Origin of the sequence: Brevundimonas aveniformis DSM 17977 (assembly GCF_000428765.1) — a bacterium.
Classification (GTDB): Bacteria; Pseudomonadota; Alphaproteobacteria; order Caulobacterales; family Caulobacteraceae; genus Brevundimonas; species Brevundimonas aveniformis.
Window position 1 is genome coordinate 170822 of sequence record NZ_AUAO01000003.1, and the last position, 21038, is coordinate 191859.

The 21038-nt window shown below is 64.1% G+C and carries 20 protein-coding genes; 17 read left to right on the plus strand and 3 right to left on the minus strand.

The window, feature by feature from the left end:
* Positions 1 to 70: 70 nt before the first annotated feature.
* The 9 genes from G391_RS0109320 to G391_RS0109365 all read left to right on the plus strand — a co-directional run bounded on the left by G391_RS0109320 (position 71) and on the right by G391_RS0109365 (position 11017).
* The gene (locus tag G391_RS0109320) at positions 71 to 2155 is read left to right on the plus strand and encodes a M13 family metallopeptidase (protein WP_156893915.1); all 2085 of its coding nucleotides are present in this window, start codon (positions 71 to 73) and stop codon (positions 2153 to 2155) included.
* Positions 2156 to 2244: 89 nt separating this feature from the next.
* Positions 2245 to 2469, plus strand: coding sequence for a twin-arginine translocase TatA/TatE family subunit (locus tag G391_RS0109325; protein ID WP_029087280.1), 225 nt, complete (start codon positions 2245 to 2247; stop codon positions 2467 to 2469).
* A gap of 24 nt (positions 2470 to 2493) precedes the next feature.
* Positions 2494 to 2970, plus strand: a complete 477-nt coding sequence (tatB, locus tag G391_RS15225) for a Sec-independent protein translocase protein TatB (protein WP_051257274.1) — start codon at positions 2494 to 2496, stop codon at positions 2968 to 2970.
* Entirely contained in the window at positions 2967 to 3860 is an 894-nt protein-coding gene (gene tatC, locus G391_RS0109335; protein ID WP_029087281.1) for a twin-arginine translocase subunit TatC, read from the plus strand. The genes tatB and tatC overlap by 4 nt, the downstream gene beginning before the upstream one ends.
* Entirely contained in the window at positions 3857 to 4819 is a 963-nt protein-coding gene (locus G391_RS14450; RefSeq protein ID WP_051257275.1) for a M28 family peptidase, read from the plus strand. The genes tatC and G391_RS14450 overlap by 4 nt, the downstream gene beginning before the upstream one ends.
* A gap of 4 nt (positions 4820 to 4823) precedes the next feature.
* Positions 4824 to 5405 (plus strand): hypothetical protein, encoded by a 582-nt coding sequence (locus G391_RS0109345; protein ID WP_029087282.1) that lies wholly within the window; start codon positions 4824 to 4826, stop codon positions 5403 to 5405.
* A gap of 362 nt (positions 5406 to 5767) precedes the next feature.
* Positions 5768 to 9190 carry a DNA polymerase III subunit alpha gene (dnaE, locus tag G391_RS0109355; RefSeq protein WP_029087283.1) on the plus strand — a complete coding sequence of 1141 codons (3423 nt, stop codon included), beginning with the start codon at positions 5768 to 5770 and terminating at the stop codon, positions 9188 to 9190.
* 52 nt (positions 9191 to 9242) lie between these two features.
* Positions 9243 to 10550 carry an SDR family oxidoreductase gene (locus G391_RS0109360; RefSeq protein WP_029087284.1) on the plus strand — a complete coding sequence of 436 codons (1308 nt, stop codon included), beginning with the start codon at positions 9243 to 9245 and terminating at the stop codon, positions 10548 to 10550.
* Positions 10547 to 11017 carry a DUF2269 family protein gene (locus G391_RS0109365; RefSeq protein WP_029087285.1) on the plus strand — a complete coding sequence of 157 codons (471 nt, stop codon included), beginning with the start codon at positions 10547 to 10549 and terminating at the stop codon, positions 11015 to 11017. Before G391_RS0109360 ends, G391_RS0109365 begins: the two co-directional genes overlap by 4 nt.
* Here the strand turns inward: G391_RS0109365 and G391_RS14455 are convergent.
* Complete coding sequence (locus G391_RS14455) at positions 11014 to 11562, minus strand: nucleoside 2-deoxyribosyltransferase domain-containing protein (protein ID WP_035304218.1); 549 nt, start codon at positions 11560 to 11562, stop codon at positions 11014 to 11016. The genes G391_RS0109365 and G391_RS14455 overlap by 4 nt on opposite strands.
* Before the next feature lie 124 nt (positions 11563 to 11686).
* On the opposite strand from G391_RS14455, the gene G391_RS0109375 reads away from it, so the two are divergent.
* Entirely contained in the window at positions 11687 to 12562 is an 876-nt protein-coding gene (locus tag G391_RS0109375; protein WP_245572073.1) for a DMT family transporter, read from the plus strand.
* Here G391_RS0109375 and G391_RS0109380 read toward each other — a convergent pair.
* Together G391_RS0109380 and G391_RS0109385 are read right to left on the minus strand one after the other, a co-directional pair.
* Positions 12559 to 13641, minus strand: a complete 1083-nt coding sequence (locus G391_RS0109380) for a 2OG-Fe(II) oxygenase family protein (RefSeq protein WP_029087288.1) — start codon at positions 13639 to 13641, stop codon at positions 12559 to 12561. The two genes, G391_RS0109375 and G391_RS0109380, sit on opposite strands and share 4 nt — an antisense overlap.
* A 34-nt stretch (positions 13642 to 13675) precedes the next feature.
* Positions 13676 to 14200 (minus strand): superoxide dismutase family protein, encoded by a 525-nt coding sequence (locus G391_RS0109385; RefSeq protein WP_029087289.1) that lies wholly within the window; start codon positions 14198 to 14200, stop codon positions 13676 to 13678.
* Between the two features lie 172 nt (positions 14201 to 14372).
* On the opposite strand from G391_RS0109385, the gene gyrA reads away from it, so the two are divergent.
* Genes gyrA through G391_RS0109420 form a run of 7 tightly spaced genes read left to right on the plus strand, consistent with a single transcriptional unit; the run spans position 14373 to position 21007 of the window.
* Complete coding sequence (gyrA, locus tag G391_RS0109390; protein ID WP_029087290.1) at positions 14373 to 17138, plus strand: DNA gyrase subunit A; 2766 nt, start codon at positions 14373 to 14375, stop codon at positions 17136 to 17138.
* Positions 17135 to 17935 (plus strand): aminotransferase class IV, encoded by an 801-nt coding sequence (locus tag G391_RS0109395; RefSeq protein WP_029087291.1) that lies wholly within the window; start codon positions 17135 to 17137, stop codon positions 17933 to 17935. The genes gyrA and G391_RS0109395 overlap by 4 nt, the downstream gene beginning before the upstream one ends.
* A 56-nt stretch (positions 17936 to 17991) precedes the next feature.
* A complete protein-coding gene (gene coaD, locus G391_RS0109400) occupies positions 17992 to 18480 on the plus strand; it encodes a pantetheine-phosphate adenylyltransferase (protein WP_029087292.1) in 489 nt (162 codons plus the stop codon).
* A gap of 3 nt (positions 18481 to 18483) precedes the next feature.
* On the plus strand, positions 18484 to 19344 hold the full coding sequence (locus tag G391_RS0109405; RefSeq protein WP_029087293.1) for a peptidylprolyl isomerase: 861 nt from the start codon (positions 18484 to 18486) through the stop codon (positions 19342 to 19344).
* A 15-nt stretch (positions 19345 to 19359) separates the two neighbouring features.
* On the plus strand, positions 19360 to 20259 hold the full coding sequence (locus tag G391_RS0109410; RefSeq protein WP_084169208.1) for a peptidylprolyl isomerase: 900 nt from the start codon (positions 19360 to 19362) through the stop codon (positions 20257 to 20259).
* Entirely contained in the window at positions 20256 to 20567 is a 312-nt protein-coding gene (locus G391_RS0109415) for a GNAT family N-acetyltransferase (RefSeq protein ID WP_035304221.1), read from the plus strand. Before G391_RS0109410 ends, G391_RS0109415 begins: the two co-directional genes overlap by 4 nt.
* Complete coding sequence (locus G391_RS0109420) at positions 20564 to 21007, plus strand: EamA family transporter (protein ID WP_029087296.1); 444 nt, start codon at positions 20564 to 20566, stop codon at positions 21005 to 21007. The genes G391_RS0109415 and G391_RS0109420 overlap by 4 nt, the downstream gene beginning before the upstream one ends.
* Positions 21008 to 21038: the final 31 nt, after the last annotated feature.

Sequence of the window (21038 nt, forward strand, 5' to 3'; positions counted from 1 at the left end):
GAAATTTCTGACAGGCCCGCTTCTTGCCACAGGGGATGCTATAACCTTGTCCGAACGAGGAGGCTACTTTATGCTGCGACGCACCTTCCTGATGTCGGTCCCGGCGGTGACGCTGGTGGGCTTGGCGGCTTGCCAGAACAGCGGCTCTGGTGGGGCTGCGGCGACGCGAACGACGCCCGTGTTCGGAACCTTCGGCTTCGATACCGCCGGGATGGACCGCTCGATTTCACCCGGCGACGACTTCTTCGGCTATGCCAACGGCACCTGGGCGCGCAACACCGAGATCCCGGCGGACCGGTCGAGCTTCAACAGCTTCACCCGCCTGACCATCCAGGCGGACGAGCGGACCAAGGTCATCATCGAAGAGGCGGCCGCCGACAATGGGGCGGACGGTGAACGACGCAAGATCGGTGACTTCTACACCGCGTTCATGAACGAGACGGCGATCGAACAGGCGGGGCTGACGCCGGTGCGCGACGAGTTGGAAGCGATTGCCGGCATCCGCGATGTGTCGGGTCTGTCGCGGGCGCTGGGTCAGACGCTGCGGGCCGATGTCGATCTGCTGAACATGACCAACTACTATACCGACAGACTGTTCGGTCTGTGGGTCAGCCAGGATTTTGACGAGCCCACGCGCAACTCGCCGTATCTTGTGCAGGGGGGTCTGGGGATGCCGGACCGGGCCTTCTACCTGGACGGCGGCCGAATGGCCGAAATGCGCCAGAACTATCGCGCGCACATCGTCCAGGTCTTGACCTTGGCGCGCATTGCCGAGCCGGAGGCGAAGGCCAGCCGCATTCTGGCGCTGGAAACAGCGATTGCCGGGGTCCATGCCACGGCGGAACAGACGAATGACGTCAAGGCTGGAAACAATCACTGGTCCCAGGCCGATTTTACCGCGCGCGCACCGGGAATTGACTGGGTGGCCTGGCGCGAGGGGGCCGGCCTGGCACAACAGGAAACGTTCGTCGTCTGGCAACCGGGGGCCGTGAGCGGGATTGCTGCGCTGGTGGGCTCACAGTCGCTGGATACCTGGAAGAGCTATCTGACATTCCATGCTCTGGATCGGGCATCGCCCTTCCTGCCGCGCGCCTTCGATGAGGAGCATTTCAGCTTCTACGGCTCGACACTGTCGGGGACACCGGAGCAGCCTCCGCGCTGGCGGCGGGGGGTGGATGCCGTCAACGCGGCGCTGGGCGAAGCGGTCGGACAGATCTATGTCGAGCGGCATTTCTCCGAGAATTCCAAGACGGCGATGGAAGGGCTGGTTCAGAATCTGATCACGGCATTCGGGCAACGGATCGACGGCCTGGAGTGGATGTCGGACCAGACGCGCGCTGCCGCACGCCGCAAGCTGGAAACCCTGAGCGTTTCGATCGGCTATCCCGAGACGTGGCGGCACTACAGCGGTCTGGAGGTGCGACCGGACCAAGCCTGGGCCAATGCCGAACGGGCCGGGGTGTTCGAGTATCAACGCAACCTGGCCAAGCTGGGTCGGGCCGTGACGCACGACGAGTGGTACATGTTGCCGCAGACCGTCAATGCGCTGAACATCCCCCTGGAGAACCGTCTGATCTTTCCGGCGGCGATCCTTGAGGCCCCGTTCTTCGATGAAGCGGCGGACGCAGCGATCAACTATGGCGGGATCGGTGCGGTCATTGGCCATGAGATCACCCACAGTTTCGATTCAACCGGCGCGTTGTTTGACGAGCTGGGCCGGCTGCGGGATTGGTGGACGCCCCAGGACCTGGCGCGGTTCGAGGCGGCGGGACAGGCGCTGGTGGCGCAGTACAATGCCTATCAGGCCTTCCCCGATCTGCATCTGAACGGAGAGCTGACGCTGGGGGAGAACATCGCCGATGTGGCCGGTCTGGCCACAGCGCACGATGCCTATCTGCTGTCGCTGAATGGCGCGGATGCGCCTGAGCTGGAAGGGTTCAGCGGGGATCAGAGATTCTATCTGGGGTGGGCCCAGGTGTGGCGCTCCAAGGACCGCGACCCGGCGCTGCGGAACGCTATCCTGACCGGCGTGCACTCACCCGGGCCATGGCGCGTGCGCGAGGTTCGCAACCAGGACCCGTGGTATGCAGCTTTCGAAGTCCAGCCCGGCCAGGCGCTCTATCTGGCTGAGGCGGATCGCGTCGAAGTCTGGTGACGGCATCGGTTGGCTGAATCCATCTAAGGGCCTATATGTCAGGCCGTTCGCGGCCCATGAGTCTGGCCGCTACCTAAGGAGACGACCGCGTGGGCAGCTTCAGCATCTGGCATTGGGCCATCGTTATCGTTGTTGTGCTGCTGCTGTTCGGTGGCCGCGGCAAGCTGTCGGGCCTGATGGGTGATGCCGCCAAGGGCATCCGTGCCTTCCGCGACGGCCTCAAGAACGACGATGACGGGGCGAGCAACCGCGACGAGCCGCAAGCCGGATCGCTGCCCCAGTCTGAGCGCGAGCGCGAAGACGCCAACCGCTAGGGCGGGGCAAGGAGAGCCACAGGGATGCTCGGCCCCGGAATTGGCGGGTTCGAACTGGTGGTCATCGCCCTGGTGGCGTTGATCGTCGTCGGCCCCAAGGATCTGCCGCTTTTGATGCGCCGTGTCGGGCAGATGCTCGGCCGTGCGCGCAAGATGGCGGCCGAGTTCCGGGCCAGCTTCGACGACATGGCCCGCCAGTCCGAACTGGATGACCTGCGCAAGGAGGTCGAGGCTTTGAGGTCCGGGCAATTGGACGGCTTCGACAAGGGGGCCGTGGATACCTTCAAGGACATCGACGCCGAGCTGAAGAAGCCGCTGGCCTCGTCGCCTGAGATGAAAAAGCTCCCGCCGGCCTCCGCAGAGATGGAGGCGGTCATCCATACGCCGCCGATGACAGAACCCAGCCTTCCGGATTCCTCGCCTCAGACGACGACCAAGCCGCGACCCAAGGGGACCAAGCCGTCCAAGCCACGCGCGCCACGCAAGAAGGCGGGCGCATGACGAAGGCCGTTGACGAAGAAACCGAGATTGAGGCCTCGCGCGCGCCTCTGCTCGAACACCTGACCGAATTACGCTCACGCCTGATCGTGTGCGTGCTGGCGTTCATCGCCGCCTTCATTCTCTGTTTTGCCTTTGCCGAGCCGATCTCGCTGTTCCTGTTCCATCCGTTCCGGGTGGCCAACACGATCTTCACCAGCCAGGGGTCCGGGCATGGCCATGGACTGGAGCTGCTGACGGCCCTCATCCAGGCCACGGCGGCGCCGCCGACCGGGGGCGAGCCGCTGAACCTGGTGTTCACGGCTCCGCTGGAGTTCTTCTTCGCCAAGCTGAAGCTGGCCGGATTTGGCGCGGTGGTGCTGTGTTTTCCGGTGCTGGCCTGGCAGCTGTACCGGTTCGTCGCGCCGGGCCTGTATCGGAGAGAGAAGGGGGCCTTCCTGCCCTTCCTGTTCGCTTCGCCCGTGTTGTTCCTGATGGGCTCGGCGCTGGTCTATTATGTGATGCTGCCGTTTGTGCTGTGGTTCTCCTTGAGCCAGCAGATTTCGGGCGAGGGCATTCAGGTTCAGATGCTGCCCCGGATCGCCGAGTATCTGCAGCTTGTGACAGCGTTGATCCTGGCGTTTGGCCTCAGCTTCCAGCTGCCGGTGGTGGTGACGCTTCTGGGAATGGCCGGCATCATCAACTCCAAGACCCTGGCTTCGGGACGCCGCTACGCCATCGTCGGCGTGGTGGTTCTGGCTGCCGTCGTGACGCCGCCGGACCCGATCAGCCAACTGATGCTCGCAGCCCCTCTGGTGCTGCTCTACGAAATTTCGATCTGGTGCGTTCGCATCATCGAGTTGCGCCGGCGTGACGAAGCGCCGGACGAAGACCAGGAAGAGATCGCGGCGTGAAACTCTGGGCCATTGTTGTCGCGGGTCTGACCCTGGCGGGATGCGCCTACGGCGCACCGATCGTTGCCCAACAGGTGCAGCCGGCTCCGGTCAATGTCGAGCGGTTGATGACAGATGTGCGAGCCTTGTCCGCCGATGAGATGGAGGGGCGCGGCTTTGGTCAGCCGGGAGGGGATCGGGCGCGTGACTATGTGGTTGCCGCCTTCGAAGCGGCTGGCCTGGAACCGCTGGCGAGCGGCTGGCTGAAGCCGTTCACCGCGCGCGGGACGGCCGGCGAGAACGTTGTCGGCGTGGTGCGTGGCAGCGTGAACCCCGATCAGTGGATCGTGGTGACGGCCCATTATGACCATGAGGGCATCCAGAACGGGCAGATCTACAACGGTGCGGACGACAACGCCTCCGGCACGGCGGCATTGATCGAGTTGGCGCGACTGCTCAGGGATCACCCGCCGCGCCAATCGGTAATGTTTGTTGCGCTGGATGGCGAAGAGGCGGGCCTGTTGGGCGCGCGGGCCTTTGTGGCGGATTCGCCGGTGCCGTTGGACCGAGTGGTGCTCAACATCAACCTCGATATGGTATCGAGGGGCGACAACGGCATTCTGTGGGTGGTCGGCACACGGCTGTATCCGGCGCTGATCCCGGTCATCGAAGGCCTGCCACAACAGCCCGGCATCGAGCGTCGCTTCGGCTATGACGACCCGGCAGTGCGGGGCCGCAACAACTGGGTCAATCTGTCCGATCAGGCCGCCTTTCACGCCCGCGGCGTGCCGTTTGTCTTCTTCAGCGTTGATGACCACGGCGATTATCACCAGCCGTCCGACGACGCGGAGCGGATCGATGCGGCCTGGTATCGCGGTGCCGTGCAGACAGCGTGGGAGACGCTGATGGCCGTGGACCGTATGGACAATCCACAGTTTCGGGGTTCTCCTGTCGGTGTGCCCGCCACCACCAAGCCTTGATCAAATGCGCCGCCTCCTGATCGTTTTTGCCGCCGCCAGCCTGTTGCAGGCCTGTGAAGCCGGGACCGACCCCGCTCCGCCGGCACCGCCTGAGCCCGCGCCCTTGGCGGAGATGGCCCCGGTTCAGGGTTTTGCGCACCAGGCCGGGGCTGACCTGTTCGGCTACTATCTGCCGGCCAGCGACGTGCAGATCGACAATCTGAAGCTCAGCCATTTCCACCTGGGTCGTGACGTCGATTTTAATGAATGGGAACAGGCGCAAGGACGCGGGGCGACCAACTTCGCACCGGTCATGTTCCAGTTCGATGACCTGTCGTCGCCGACCGTCGCCAACGAACTGGGCGGACAGACGCCCGAAGTGATCGTTCGCGTCGTGCCGACGGGCTACGGCATCTCGGACAGTGTGGTGCGCTTTGCGGGCCAGGATCCGACGCTGGGTCTGGTGACCTTTGAAGGGAATTTTATCCGCCCGACCTTTGATCAGGTCAGGGCCGACGGTGGCGATGACATTGTCTTGAGCGGCACCCTGACGATCGGCGATCATATCTATGAGGGCCAGTCGTTCAGCTGGACCGGCGGGGACTAGGGCCGCCGTCGACGGATGACGGCGCGACGCGCCATTCCCGATATCCTCTGACACGAGGGCGTGTTGAGCGCGCCCGCCCGAACCGTCCGATCCCTGGCGATGAGAGATTTCATCGTTCGACTTGCAAGCGGAACAAAACAAGAATAGAACAAACGCGGAACAGAAATTCCAGGAGACGTCCAATGGTCCGTGCGGTTCGTGAAACACTGTCACTCGCCTCGGTTGGGGCCTTTGTCTGGATGGTCTGGAGCGTGGCCGCCATGGCCGGCTGAAACCGTCCACAGCGCAGACGCCGTAAGTGCTTGAGCCGGACGGCGGCACCGGCGACCATAGGGTGGTTTTAGACTCGAAAGGCCGTGCGCGTGAGCGAAGGCTTCGTCCATCTCAGGGTTCGCAGCGCCTATTCCTTGCTGGAGGGGGCGATCAAGGCGGGCAAGCTGGGTCGGCTCGCCGCCGATTCTCAGATGCCGGCGATCGGTATTGCCGACCGGACCAATCTGTTTGGAGCCCTCGAGTTTTCGCAGGCTTGCAAGGAAGCGGGCGTGCAGCCGATTGTCGGCTGCGCCCTGCCGGTCACGGGGATCGGGGGGCAGCGGACGGAGCGTTGGGCCCGGACGTCGACAGTGGTGCTGTTGGCGCAGGACGAGGTGGGCTGGGCGAATCTGTCGGTTCTGTCGTCCGCGGCCTACCTGGAAATTGATGCCGCCGAGGAGCCCTCAGTCCCGTGGTCGAAGGTTGCCGAGCATGCCGAAGGCCTGATCCTGTTGTCAGGAGGGCCGGACGGTCCGGTTGATCCCCTGTTCGTTCAAGGGCGCGCCGATGAGGCCCGAAAGACCCTGACGGAGATGAAATCGATCTTCAAAGATCGGTTCTATATCGAGCTGCAAAGGCATGAATTAGCAGAGGAACGACTGGCCGAAGCAGGCTTGGTGTCCTTTGCCTACGACCATGATGTGCCGTTGGTGGCGACCAATGACGTCTATTTCGGCCCGCCGCATATGGCCAAGGCCCACGAAGCGCTGATCGCCATAGCGGATGGGGCGTTTCTGGGGCAGGAAGATCGCCGCAAGACAACGCCGGAGCACTGGTTCAAGCCGGCCTCGGATATGCGGGCCCTCTTTGCGGATATGCCGGAGGCCTGTGACAACACCGTCGACATTGCGCGCCGCTGTGCCTTCCTCGTTCAACCCCGGGATCCCATCCTGCCGCGGTTCGATACCGGCCAAGGCCGCTCCGAGGCTGAGGAACTGGCACACCAGGCGCGCGAAGGCCTGAAGGTTCGTCTTGAGGGTCTGGAGCTGGCCGCCGAGGCGGCGGACTACTGGGCACGCCTGGATCGCGAAATCGGCGTGATTCAATCGATGGGGTTCGCCGGTTACTTCCTCATCGTTTCTGACTTCATCAAATGGGCCAAGGCCCACGACATTCCCGTGGGGCCGGGCCGCGGCTCGGGCGCGGGATCGATGGTCGCCTGGGCCATGGCGATCACCGATCTGGACCCGCTCCGCTTTGGTTTGCTGTTTGAGCGGTTTCTGAATCCGGAGCGGGTGTCGATGCCCGACTTCGACGTCGATTTCTGCCAGGAACGTCGCGACGAGGTCATCGCCTACGTGCAGGAAAAGTACGGCGTTGATCGGGTCGCCCAGATCATCACCTTCGGCACGCTTCAGGCGCGTGCCGTTCTGCGCGATGTCGGTCGGGTGATGCAGATGCCGCTGGGGCAGGTCGACCGCCTAGCCAAGATGGTGCCGAACAATCCGGCCAATCCCGTTACCCTGGCCCAGGCGGTGGAACTGGAACCGCGCCTCAAGGAGGCCAAGCGCGAGGACCGGACCGTCGAGGCGCTGATCGAGACATCGCAGAGCCTGGAAGGGCTGTATCGCAATGCCTCGACCCATGCGGCCGGCATCGTCATCGGCGACCGCGCCCTGACCGAGCTGACCCCGCTCTACAAGGACCCGCGCTCGGACATCCCGGCGACGCAGTTCAACATGAAGTGGGTCGAGCCGGCGGGTCTGGTGAAGTTCGACTTCCTCGGGCTCAAGACCCTGACCGTGTTGGAGCGCGCACTGGGCTACCTCGAGAAGCGGGGGGTGCGCATTGATCTGCTGAACCTGCCGTTGAAAGATCCGGCGACCTTCGAGCTGATGGCGTCGGGCCAGACGATCGGCGTGTTCCAGCTGGAAAGCCAGGGCATGCGCGACACGCTGCGCAAGATGCGCTGTGAGAGCCTAGAAGAGATCATCGCCTTGATCTCACTCTATCGGCCTGGACCGATGGAGATGATCGACACCTATGTGGATCGTAAGTTCGGCCGGCAGGAGGTGGATGTTCTGCACCCGAGCCTGGCCCCGATTCTGACCGAAACCTACGGGGTCATCATCTATCAGGAACAGGTGATGCAGATCGCCCAGATCCTGTCGGGCTACAGCCTGGGCGAAGCCGATTTGCTGCGCCGGGCCATGGGCAAGAAAAAGCCCGAAGAAATGGCCAAGCAGAAAGTCCGCTTCATGGACGGCGCCCGGGCCCAGGGCGTCGACCCCGACCGAGCCGACTTCATTTTCGAGCTGGTCGCCAAGTTCGCGGGATACGGCTTCAACAAGTCGCACGCGGCCGCCTACGCCCTGATCTCGTTCCAGACCGGCTATCTCAAGGCCAACCACCCGGTTGAGTTCATCGCAGCCTCGATGTCGCTGGATGCGGCTAATACGGACAAGCTGGCGGTCTTCTATCAGGACGCCCGGCGTTTCGACGTTCCGGTGCGGGCCCCGGACATCAACCGCTCCATGGCTGATTTCGATGTTGAGGATGGCCAGGTGCTCTATGCCCTGGGTGCGATCCGCAACGTCGGTATGGAGGCGATGAAGACCGTGGTGGCCGTTCGCGAAGACGGCGGGCCTTTCACCGACATCTTTGATTTCCTTGAGCGGATTGACCCCAAGGCCGTCAACAAGCGGGCCATTGAGAACCTGGCCCGGGCCGGGGCCTTTGATTCCATCCACCCCAACCGGCGCCAGCTCGTCGAATGCGCCGATGTTCTGGTCGCTCACGCCCAATCGATGGCGGCGGAGCGGGCCTCATCTCAGGTCAGCCTGTTCGGAGAAGACCAGGCGGATGCGTCGCGGCCCCGGCTCAATCCGATTGAAGACTGGATCGGGCCGGACCGTCTGGACGAGGAGTTTGCCGCGGTCGGCTACTATTTGTCGGGCCACCCGCTGGAAGACATGGTCAGCGTGTTGCGCAAGCGTCGCGTGACCCTGTTTGCGGAGGCTCTGCCCCAGGCCGAGGCCGGCCATGAAGCCTTCATGATGGCCGGCGTTGTGCGCCGCCGTCAGGAGCGTGCCTCAGCCCGCACGGGGGAGAAATTCGCCTTCGTCGCCTTTTCGGATCCGACGGGAGAGTTCGAGGTTCTGTTCCCGCCCGAACAGCTGCGCAACTGTCGTGACGTGCTTGAGCCGGGTGCCGGCGTGATGCTGAGGGTCCGAGCCAAGGCCGCCGATGGCGAGGTCCGTTGGTTCGGCGATGATGCCCAGCCGATCGCGGCCGTTGTCGATGCGGCTGAGGGGCTTCGCGTATTCGTCTCACCCGGCTCGGTGCAGATGGAGTCGATCAAGGCACGTTTGAAACCGGCTGCGGTCGAGCGTGGAGGCGAGGTCACTCTGGTGGCCGCCTTGCAGGGGCGTGCTGAGGTCGAGGTCCGTCTTCCGGGACGATACCGCCTTGATGCGGCCCTGCGTGGTGCCTTGAAGGCGTCGCCCGGGGTGCTGATGCTGGAAGACGCCTGATCGGCGGCTTCGCAGGCGTGGCGCGCCCAAGGAATCGCGGCAAGGTCCAGGCATGACAGGAACCGTGCTTATTCTCGGGGCCTCAGGCTTCATCGGTTCTCATCTCGCCCAGGCGTTTGCGCGCGCGGGCTGGACCGTGCGTGCGGGGGCCAGAAACCCGGTGGAGGCCCGACGGCGGATGCCGTCCATGGATTGGGTGAAAGCCGATTTTGCCGATCTGACCGACGCCGCGGGATGGATGCCTCTGCTGGCCGGCGTCGATGCCGTCATCAACTGTGTCGGTGTGCTTCAGGATGGGGCCGGGGAGCGCAATGCCGTCGCCCATGTTGCCGGCCCGCGCGCGCTGATGTCGGCCTGTGAGGGCGCGGGTATCCGCCGATTGATTCACCTGTCAGCCGTGGGGGCGGACGAATCCGCGGGGACCGCCTACGGTCGTTCGAAGGCTGAGGCGGAACGGCTCGTCGAGGCGTCGAGCCTGAGCTGGGTCATTCTCAGGCCTTCGCTTGTAGTGGCGCGGGCAAGTTATGGTGGCACATCCATGTTGCGGGGATTGGCCGCCTTTCCCGGTGTCATCCCTGTGCTGGGAGGGGAGCAGCATTTTCGTCCCCTGGCGATGGCGGACCTCTGTGACGTCACCCTGGCGCTGGCCGGACGTTCGGAAGGGATCCGGCTGAAGCTGGATGTCGGCGGTCCCGATCTGGTGACCCAGGCCGATCTGCTGGTCGGGCTGAGGGGCTGGCTGGGGCTCAAGCCGGCTTCGGTCTTACGGATCCCGGCCTGGGTTGCCTGGCCTGCCGTCAAACTGGGGGACCTGTTGGGCTGGCTTGGCTGGTCTTCGCCGTTTCGAACTACGTCTGTCCGTCAGATGGCCTATGGGGCAGCGGGAACGTCGCCAGAAGCCGTGACGCAGGCCACAGGGATCGTGCCGCGAGGGTTTGCCGAGGTTCTGGGTGCTGAGCCATCGACCACGGCGGATCGGTGGCAGGCCCGCCTGTATTTTGTTCGCCCGATGGCAATCGTCGTGCTGGGGGTTTTCTGGCTGGTGACCGGACTGGTCACGCTTGGGCCGGGTTTCGAGGCGGCTCGCCAGCATCTGGTCACGGCTGGATTTAGTGACAATGCCGCCTGGCACGGGGCCTGGTGGGGCGGCTGGTTCGACGTGGTCATGGGGTTGGCGCTTTGGGTGCGGCCCTGGACACGGCCTGTGGCGGTGGGAATGGTCCTGGCGACGGTCGGGTATCTGATCGGCGCGACGCTGTGGGCCCCACAGTTGTGGCTCGATCCCCTTGGGCCGTGGGTGAAGGTGCTGCCGATGATGGTGTTATGCCTGTTTGTCGCGGCCACGGATGACCGGCGATGACGGCCTATTTTCTGGTCAAGCTGGTGCACATCCTGTCGGGGGCGGTGCTGTTCGGAACGGGAGCCGGGATCGCGTTCTTCATGCTGCGGGCCCATGCCAGCCGCGATCCGGCGACAGTGGCGGCGGTGGCGCGGATTGTGGTGCTGGCCGACTATGTCTTCACGGCGACTGCCGTTGTCGTGCAGCCGATCTCGGGGCTGATGCTGATCTCGCTCCAAGGCTACAGCCTGATGGAGCCGTGGCTGATGGTGGCCTATGGCCTCTACGCGCTGACAGGCCTGTGCTGGCTGCCGGTTGTGGTGATTCAGATCCGGCTCAAGCGTTTGGCTGAACAAGCCGTCGCAGACGGCAGCGAGCTCCCGCCAGCCTATAGTCGGCTTTACCGGCTCTGGTTTGCACTGGGGTGGCCGGCCTTTGCGGCGGTCCTGGGCATCTATTGGTTGATGATTGCCAAGCCGGACTTCTAGCGACCCGAGAGCAAGGCGCGCCGCGCCGCCGCGACCAGCGCGTCGAAGCTGTCGACCTGCTCCACGCCGTAGAATTCGGACGTGATATCGATATTGCCCTTTCGCCAGAACCCCGGCGGACACAGCACGATCAACCGACCAGACCTGGCATACAGACCGAACTCCAGTAGCGAGATGGGGCTCTGGGAAGCCGGGTCGAGGTACATGACGATGACGTCCGCGCTTTCGAGGGCGGAGAGCTCCCATTCGACCTGGCGACGGAACTCAGGCTCATCAGCCTCGGTGCGCCAGGTGGAATCCCAATCGCTCCGGCGCGGATTCAGGAGGACAACATCCATATCCGACAGGGCATCGGCGAACTCGGTCTGCCAGTCGGGCGTCGCGCCCATATTGATCGACCCGGCCACAAAGACGCGGGGTCGAGGATCGTCTTGCAAGAGCGGGGCGGGCGAGGTGATCAAGGTGGCTCCGACGGTTTGGGCGTGCGCAAGGGAATGGGCAGCCATGCCCATGCAGACCGTGAAGGCAAACAACAAGATCTTCATGTCGGCGAGCCTACCATTCTCGCCCGAAGGCGTAACTGCTGGATACGCGACGTGACGGGTGCTTAGCGAACGTCTGTGGCATCTAACGCCGGTGTCCGGTTCGTTGCCCGTCCCCACTGATCGTTTGAGCCCGACAGAAATCGCGGCCATTGCCGCCATCGTGGTGATCTGGGGCATCAACAATGCCGCCGCCATGGTTGGGACCGAGGTCTTGCCGCCGCTCTTTATGACGGCCCTGAGGTTCACGCTGGCCGGGCTGGTGTTGGTGCCGTTTCTGCGGCCGCCTTTTCCGGATTGGAAGAGCCTGGCCTTGCTGGTCCTGCTGGGCGGTCCCATCCATTTTGGCCTGATCTACACGGGGTATGCGCTGGCCGAGGACCTCAGCCCCTTTGTCGTGGCCCAGCAGATGTGGATCCCGTTCACAGCCTTGATCGCCTTTGTCGTGTTGGGCGAACGGCTCCGGCCTATGGCCGTGGTGGGGCTGGTCGTGGCCTTCCTTGGTATTGCCTGGATGACGGCGGACCCGCGCGCCATGCGCGATTGGGTTCCGATTTTGATTGGCCTTGCGGCGGGCCTGGCTTGGGCGGGGTGCACCGTGCTGGCACGGCGGACGCGGGGTGTCTCGCCGTTTCAGATGCAGGGGTTGCTGGCCTTGGGTACGGCACCGGTCATGGCCGTGGCGTCATGGCTGTTTGAAGGGGGCCAATGGGCCGCAGCGCGGGCGGCAACACCGTTGATCTGGGTCTGTGTGATCTGGGCCGGGCTGGTGTCGTCCGTGGTGGCGACGGCCCTGCTGTTCTGGCTGGTCCAGCGGCGAGAGGCGGGGCGGGTGACTCCCTATCTGTTGGCGACGCCCCTGGTGAGTGCTGCGATCGGGGTTGCCTGGCTTGGGGACGTATTGACGCCTCAGATCCTGGTGGGCGGTGGAATTGCTTTGGCCGGCGTTCTGCTGGTGGCGCTGGCCGAACGGGGGTTGAGGGCCGGTGCCGCCTCAAGCTAGGCCGGGTCGACAGGCGCGTCCGGCATCGTCGTTTCGGCCTTTTGCGTGTCGAGGAACTTGAGATTTGCCCGGCGGATCTCTGCCGCAGCCTCATCGTAGAGGAAGGGCAAGAAGGCGTAGCGCGTGCCACGCGTGATGGTGGTCGCTTCGTGCAGTAGAGAGCACGAGAAGACGACGGCCCCGCCGAGCGGGGGGCGGTAGGTCCGGTTGCCGTACTCCGGGAAGCACAGATCGCCACCGTCGAAGTCATGATTGAGGTTGATCGAGACGGCAAAGCGGCGATGCGCCGTGCCCTTGGTCGTATTGTCCCGGTGGCGTCTAAAATGACCCCCGGTTTCTGCGTCGTAGCAAGCGACCAGATACCGCTCCATACGTGTCACGCGGAAGTGGAAGGCCTTGTGGATGAGAGGGACGAGGCGGCGCTGGATACGGGCACCGGCCTGGTCCTTGAGCGTACCGTCCGGCAGCATGACGTCTGACCGGCGCTTGTGATTTGGGTCGTTGATCAGGCGGGTCATGCCGTCGACCTCGCGCATGAAGCCGGAGGGCTGGCCCCCGATCCTTTGATATTCGTCGATCAGGGCCTGGCAGAAGGCGGGTTCGAAAATGCGCGGGGCCACCAGGACCGGGGCAAAGATTTCCGATCCGGTATGCAGGTCCGGTGGTGGCAGGGTGGACACATTTTCGAGGATGCTGGCGGCGTACTCCATGCCGGTGCGGCGCAAGATGACCAGGCTGGGGTCGATGAGAAACCAGGCTGGGCCTGACTCGGCGTCCAGGGTCGTCGCGCCAATGCCTTCCGGGTCAAAAAGCCAGCGGAGGCCGGGGACCTGGTCCTGGCAGCGTTCGCGCCAGCGAGGCTGGTCCGGGACGACGCCGAAGGCACAGGCGTGGACGTCATTGAAGCGGTGTCGGGCGGCTTCCAGGTGTTCGATGCCTCTGAGAACCTCGTCCTCACTGGCTCGGCTGAGCGCGGCAATGAGCAGATAGCGTCCCCCGGCCGAGTCGACGACATATCTGGGATTGGTGACGCCGGGCAGGCGCAGTGGAGGGAGGTGATCGCCGACTATCAGGTCCATGGATCAAATACTCAGCCGCCAGGACCCCCCTCTGTCAATCTGCACGGTTGGAAATGGGGGCGGCCAGTACGGCGCAGGCCATACGCGCGCCGGCCCCGCCGATCGGCTGGCTGACATGATCGTCGGGCCCGACGTGGATCACCAGCGAGAGGCCATCGGCGTCTCCCAAGTCGCTGCCCGAAGGCGGGCGTCCGGCATGAGATAGATAGACTTCTGCATGGGCTGTCCCATCAGCATGGGCAAAGACGTTTTGCAGGTCGCCGTAGTCTGGGCCGCCGTTCCAGTTCAACAGGCCGTGAGGGCGGTTGTGTTCAGGGTGATTGACGTGGCCCCCCGCGCTCTGGAAGCCGGGGCCGTCGCAGGTTCCAACCGCGTGCAGGTGCGCCCCATGCCAACCTGGCGACCAGCCTTGCCCCTCGATCGTCAAGAGCAGGCCTTGGGGGCCGGAACGCAGGGTGACCTGCCCCATCTGTGTGCCGTCGCCGCCTCGCAAAGGTGCAATAGCAGGCGATTGTACCGGCTCCGGCACGGCGGTCGCGTCAGGTTCTGATCCGATCATCTGACCGACGGCGCCGCATCCGCCCGAAAGGCAAATAAACGATAGAGAAATCAGCGACATAATCCGAGGCATCTTATCCTCCGTTGAGCGGGGGCATATTTGCCCCGCCGGGCCGAAAATGCTAACAATCCGTCAGCGCTGAACGCTTCGATTCTTATCAGAAAATCTCCCTTTGACCGACGAAACTGAAGACCACGGCACACCCGAGGGCCGGGGCAACATTGCCCCCATCGCCATCGAGGATGAGCTCAAGAAATCCTATCTCGATTACGCCATGAGCGTGATCGTCAGTCGTGCGCTGCCGGATGCGCGCGACGGCCTGAAACCCGTGCATCGTCGCATCGTTTACGCCATGCACGAGGAAGGCCGTACGCACGACAAGAAGTACGTCAAGTCGGCCAACATCGTCGGTGATGTCATGGGTCGCTACCACCCGCACGGTGACAGCGCGATCTATGATGCCCTGGTGCGGATGGCCCAGCCGTTTTCGATGGGACTGTTGCTGGTCGATGGGCAGGGCAACTTCGGCTCGGTCGACGGCGATCCACCGGCGGCCATGCGTTACACCGAAAGCCGGATGACCAAGGCCGCCGAGGCCCTGATCGACGACATCAACAAGGATACCGTCGACTTCAAGGAGACTTACGACGGGAGCCGTGAGGAGCCCGTGGTCCTGCCTGCGCGCTATCCGAACCTGCTGGTCAATGGGGCCGGCGGTATTGCGGTGGGCATGGCGACAAACATTCCGCCGCACAATCTGGGTGAGGTGGTCGATGCCTGCCTGGCGCTGCTGGATGATCCTGACATCGGCACCGACAGCCTGCTTGAAATCGTTCCCGGCCCGGATTTTCCGACCGGCGGCGAGATCCTCGGTCGAACAGCGGCGCGCAATGCTCTGCTAAGCGGTCGTGGGTCGGTGGTCGTGCGCGGCAAGGCGTCAATCGAGACGATCCGCAAGGATCGCGAAGCCATCATCATCACCGAGCTGCCGTATCAGGTGAACAAGGCAACGCTGCAAGAGCGGATTGCTGAGCTGGTACGTGAAAAGCGGGTCGAGGGCGTTTCTGACGTGCGCGACGAATCCGACCGCCACGGCATGCGTGTCGTGGTCGAGTTGAAGCGCGATGCGTCGGGCGATGTGGTGCTGAACCAGCTCTATCGTTTCACCGCCCTGCAAAGCTCATTCGGCGTCAACATGCTGGCGCTGAACCGTGGCCGTCCTGAGCAGATGGGTCTGCGGACTCTGCTGGAGCTGTTCCTGGATCATCGCGAAGAGGTGGTGATCCGGCGTACCAAGTTCGAACTGGCCAAGGCGCGGGATCGCGGGCACGTGCTGGTTGGTCTGGGCCTGGCGGTGGCGAACATCGACGAGGTCGTGGCCCTGATCCGTGCCGCCAAGGACCCGGCCGAGGCCCGCGAACAGCTTCAGGCCAAGGTCTGGCCGGTCGGGGACATGATGGCCCTGATCGAACTTATCGCCGACCCGCGCTCGGTCGTGGTCGAGGGCGACAAGCTGCGTTTCACCGATGAGCAGGCTCGCGCCATCCTGGCCCTGACGCTGAGCCGTCTGACGGGCCTGGGCCGTGACGAGATCTTCGAGGAAGCGCGTGAGGTCGCTGCTGATATTCAGGAACGACTGACCCTGCTTTCGGACCGGGCAAACATCCTGGCGGTGGTTCGTGAAGACCTGATGCGCGTGCGGGCCGAGTTCGCCGTGCCGCGTCGTTCGGAATTCGTCGAGGGCGATTTCGAGCTGGAAGACGAAGACCTGATCCCGCGCGAGGACATGGTGGTGACCGTTACCCACGGCGGCTACGTCAAGCGCACGGCCCTGGCCGACTATCGGACGCAGCATCGCGGCGGCAAGGGCAAGTCCGGCATGCGGATGAAGGATGAAGATGCCGTGGTTGGTGTCTTCTCGGCGTCGACCCATACGCCGGTGCTGTTCTTCGCGACCAACGGCAAGGCCTACAAGCTCAAGGTCTGGAGGCTCCCCCTCGGGGCGGCCAATGCGCGCGGCAAGGCGTTTGTGAACCTGCTGCCGATTGAGCCGGGCGACTCCATTATGAACGTGCTGCCGCTGCCGGAAGATGAGGCGACCTGGGACAGCTATGACATCATGTTCGCCACCAAGTCCGGCGACGTGCGACGCAACAAGCTGTCGGACTTCGCCAGCGTCAACCGGGCCGGCAAGATCGCGATGGATCTGGAAGACGGCGACTCGATGGTCGGCGTGTCCCTGTGCACGGCCGAAGATGATGTGATGCTGACGACGGCGCTAGGTCGGGCGATCCGGTTCAAGGCTGACGATGTGCGGGTCTTCAAGGGCCGCAAGTCGACCGGCGTGCGGGGTGTTCGCCTGCAAGCCAATGACGAGGTCATTTCCATGGCCGTGCTCGGTCGCTTCGAGGCGACGCCCGAGGAACGCAACGCCTACGTCAAGCACGCCAACGCCATGCGTCGGGCGCTAGGCGAGGGCGAGGATGAGGTGGCCGCGACCGACGAAGCCGACGACGCCGGCGAGGATGCTGTCCTGTCGGTCGAGCGGATCGCCGAAATGGGGGCTGCCGAACAGTTCATTCTCACAATCACTGAGACGGGCTTTGGCAAGCGGTCCTCGGCCTATGAGTACCGGCGCACGGGACGCGGCGGGCAGGGGCTGACGGCGCATGGTCTGGGCGGTCGCGCCGGTGACCGACTGGCGGCCAGTTTCCCGGTCGAGGAAAGCGATGACCTGATGCTGGTAACGTCGGGCGGTCAGATGATCCGCACGCCGGTCGATCAGATCCGCATCGTCGGACGCACCAGCCAGGGCGTCACCGTCTTCCGCACGGCCGAGGGTGAAAGGGTCGTGTCGGTTGAGCGCCTGCCGGACTCGGGAGAGGAAGGCGGCGACGAGGGCGAAACGACGCCAACCGAGACAGACGGCGAGGCGTGATCGAAACCGTCCACATCGACGGCGCGCCGGCGACTGTTGAGGGGCTGATGCCGGCGGTGGTGTCGGGCTACGGGGCCTTCACCTCGTTCCAGCATGAGCCGGGCGGGGTGCGAGGCCTGGGGCTACACCTGGCGCGATTGGGACGCTCGGCGTCGGAGTTGTTCGGCCACAGCGTGCCGGACGAGCGTGTTCGTGCCTTCCTGCGAACGGCGCTGGAGGGCTTGGAGGGTCGCGCGACGGTTCGGGTTCAACTCTTCCTGCCGGCGATTTCGGTCCGCAGACCCGAAGCCTTGGGTCGGCCCAGTGTGTTGATCCGTGTGGCCGCTCCGCTCGGGGCCTTACGCGGACCCCTGCGCCTACAGAGCCAGGCCTATGAGCGCGAGGCCCCGCACTTGAAGCACGCCGGGACGTTTGGGCTGGTGCGTGCCATGCGTGCGGCTCGGGCGGCCAATTTTGATGATGCCCTGTTCGTCACACCTGATCGGCTGATCAGTGAAGGGTCGATCTGGAACATCGGTTTCATCGAAGGGCAGACGGTCGTTTGGCCGCGCGCACCGATGCTGGCGGGAACCTGTCAGGCCCTGATACAGCACGGCCTGGAGGCGGTTGGCCTGAATAGTGAAACGCGACCGGTTCGTCTGGCGGAGGTGGGGGCGTTCGACGGCGCTTTCATCTGCAATAGCGCCACGCCGGCCGCGCCGGTTTCGGCGATTGATGACCAGCGACTGGACACCGCCCCCGGCATGATTGATCGGCTGGAAGCCGCGTGGATGACCAATCCCGTCGAGGCCATCTAGGCCAAACGCTGATCCGTGCTAGACAGGGCGTACAGGCGATCCACCGGAGGACACCTTTGCGCATTGGCCTTTATCCGGGGACCTTTGACCCCGTCACCAACGGTCATCTCGACATCATTGGCCGGGCGGTAAAGCTGGTCGACAAGCTGGTTGTCGGGGTGGCCCGCAACGACGACAAGGGCCCGTTGTTCACGACCAACGAGCGGGTGGAGATGCTGGACGCGGCGGTCGCGCCGCTGAGGAACGGGACGATCATCGAGATCCGCCCTTTCGAGAGCCTTCTCATGCATTTTGCCGAAGAGGTGGGTGCCGCCGTCATTATTCGTGGGCTGCGGGCTGTGGCGGACTTCGAGTACGAGTTCCAGATGACCGCCATGAACCAGAAGCTGAATGACGAGATCGAGACGGTCTTTCTGATGGCCGATCCGCGGCATCAAGCCATTGCGTCGCGCCTGGTCAAGGAAATCGCCCGCCTGCATGGCGACATCGATGGCTTTGTGCCCCCGGAAATTGCGCGCGCCGTTCGTGCCAAGTTGAAAGTCTGAGTGATGCGTCTTCTTGCCTGCCTGGCGGCGGCTGCCGCCGTGTTCGCCGCGCCCGCCCTGGCACAGTCGTCGGATTGGCGATCGGTGGATCCGAACAACCTGTTGGTCATCGACACCACGCGCGGTCGCATTCTGATTGAAATGGTGCCGGAAGCGGCACCAGGTCACGTCGAGCGGATGAGGGTGCTGGCGCGCCAGGGCTTCTATGACGGCATCACCTTCCATCGGGTGATGACGGGTTTCATGGCCCAGACCGGCGATCCGACGGGAACGGGCGAAGGCGACAGCGGCCTGCCCGATCTGACCGCCGAGTTCACGTTTCGGCGCGGATCCGAGCCGGCCTACGTCGAGGTGACGGGGAGCGACCGTGGGTTCATGCGGCCGGCTGGCGTGCAGTTGGGTGTCTACGGCGTTCTGCCGGTGCAGACACAGCCGGACGGCCAGATGTTCGCCACACGTGATGGACGCGTCGATGCGACGGCCTGGTTCTGCCCGGGTGTCGTTGGGGCGGCCCGCACGGCTCAGAACATCAACTCCGCCAACAGTCAGTTCTTCATCATGACGGCTTCGAACATGAGCCTGAACGGGGGCTACACAGTCTGGGGGCGGGTGGTCGGCCCGATGGATGCCGTCAATATGCTGACGGCGGGGGATCCGACCTCGGGCATGGTTCCGGTTGCCCAGCGTGACCGGATGGAACGGGTGCGTATCGCATCGGATATTCCAGAGGCGGAGCGTCCGAATGTGCGTGTGATGGATGTCCGGTCCCCTCGTTTTGCCGAGGTTGTCGAGGCGCGTCGCACGGCACAAGGCGCACGCTTTTCGATCTGTGACCTCAATCCCCCAGCAGAACTGATCGACTGATCGGGAGACAATGACATGATGGCGCGCGTTATTCTTGGGGCGGTGTGTGCATTGGCCCTGCATACGGTGGCTAGCGCGCAGGAGGCCGGCGGCGAGACTCAGACGACGGCTGAGGTTGCCACTGTCCCTGCGGACGCCTGGCGCACGGTTCCGGCGGATAACCTGCTGGTTATAGACACGTCGCGCGGCCGCATCCTCGTCGAAATGGCCCCTCAGGTGGCTCCGAACCATGTCGAGCGGGTTCGTCGGCTCGCCCGCGATGGTTTCTATGACAATCAACGATTCCACAGGGTGATCGACTGGTTCATGGCCCAGACGGGTGACCCGCTGAGCCGGGGTGCGGATCGGGCGCTGTGGGGTGAGGGGCAAAGCGCCTATCCCGATCTCGCCGCCGAATTCACCTTCCGTCGCGGGCCTGAGATGAGCTTCGCGCCGGTGTCGCGGCCGATGGGATCGGTGCTGGGCTTCATGGATTCGCTGCCCGTCATCAGCCAGCCCGATGAGCTGATGAGCCAGACCGGTGACGGCAAGGTGCATGGCTGGGGCACCTATTGTCCGGGCGTGGCGGGCATGGCGCGCGGCGACGAAAACAACAGTGCCAACAGCCAGTTCTTCATTATGCGTCAGGCCTATCCGTCGCTGGACAAGCGTTACACGGTCTGGGGACGCGCCGTGGTTGGCCTGGACGTTGTTCGGTCGCTCAACCATGGTACCGATCCGTCCGGGTCAGTGGCCGAGCCGGACGTGATGACCCAGGTGCGCGTCGCGTCGGACATCCCCGAGGCCGAACGCCCATCGGTGCGGATCTTGTCGACGTCAAGTCAGGCGTTCCGCGATCTGGTGGAGCAGGTTCGTGCGGCACGAGGAGCGGACTTCTCGGTTTGCGATATTGATTTGCCGGCGGAGGTTCTGTGAGCGACCTTGACCTGGATATTCGGGATGAAGCGAAGAACAAGAGATACGCCCTGACCGTCGATGGCGAGACGGCAGTGGTGACCTACAATCTCATCCAGGGCGGTCTGATGGTGACCGAAACCATCGTGCCGATCCCACTCGAAGGTCGAGGCATAGCCAGCCGGATGGCACGCCATGTGCTGGCAGATGTGAAGGGCAGGGGGCTGGTGATTCTGCCGGTCTGTCCGTTCTTCGCGGCTTATCTGAAGAAGCACCCCGAATGGGCCGATGTGGTTCATCCAACCTACCGGGCGACCTTGGGCCTGTGAGTGGCCAGGATCACACGCTGACCTGGCAGGCGTGGGCGCTGATTTCGGCGGTCTTCGCCGCGCTGACGGCGATCCTGGCCAAGGTCGGCGTGGCCGGCGTGGCACCCGACTTCGCTACGGTGGTTCGGACCATCGTGATCCTGATCGCCGCGACCGCCATCGCAGGGCTCACCGGTGCCTTCACGCGCGCCGGGGACGTCAGCGCCTCGACCTATCTCTTTCTGGGCCTGTCAGGATTGGCGACGGCCGCCTCCTGGATCGCCTACAACCGGGCGCTGTCGATCGGCCCGGCGTCCGCCGTGGCCCCGCTGGAGAAGATCAGCATCGTGCTGGTTGCGGTGCTCGGAACTCTGTTCCTCAAGGAGCATCTGTCCTGGAGGAACTGGCTGGGTGTCGCGTTCATCGCCACCGGAGCCATTCTCGTCGCCCTTCGGGACTGAAACGAAAACGCCCCGACCGATCGGCCGGGGC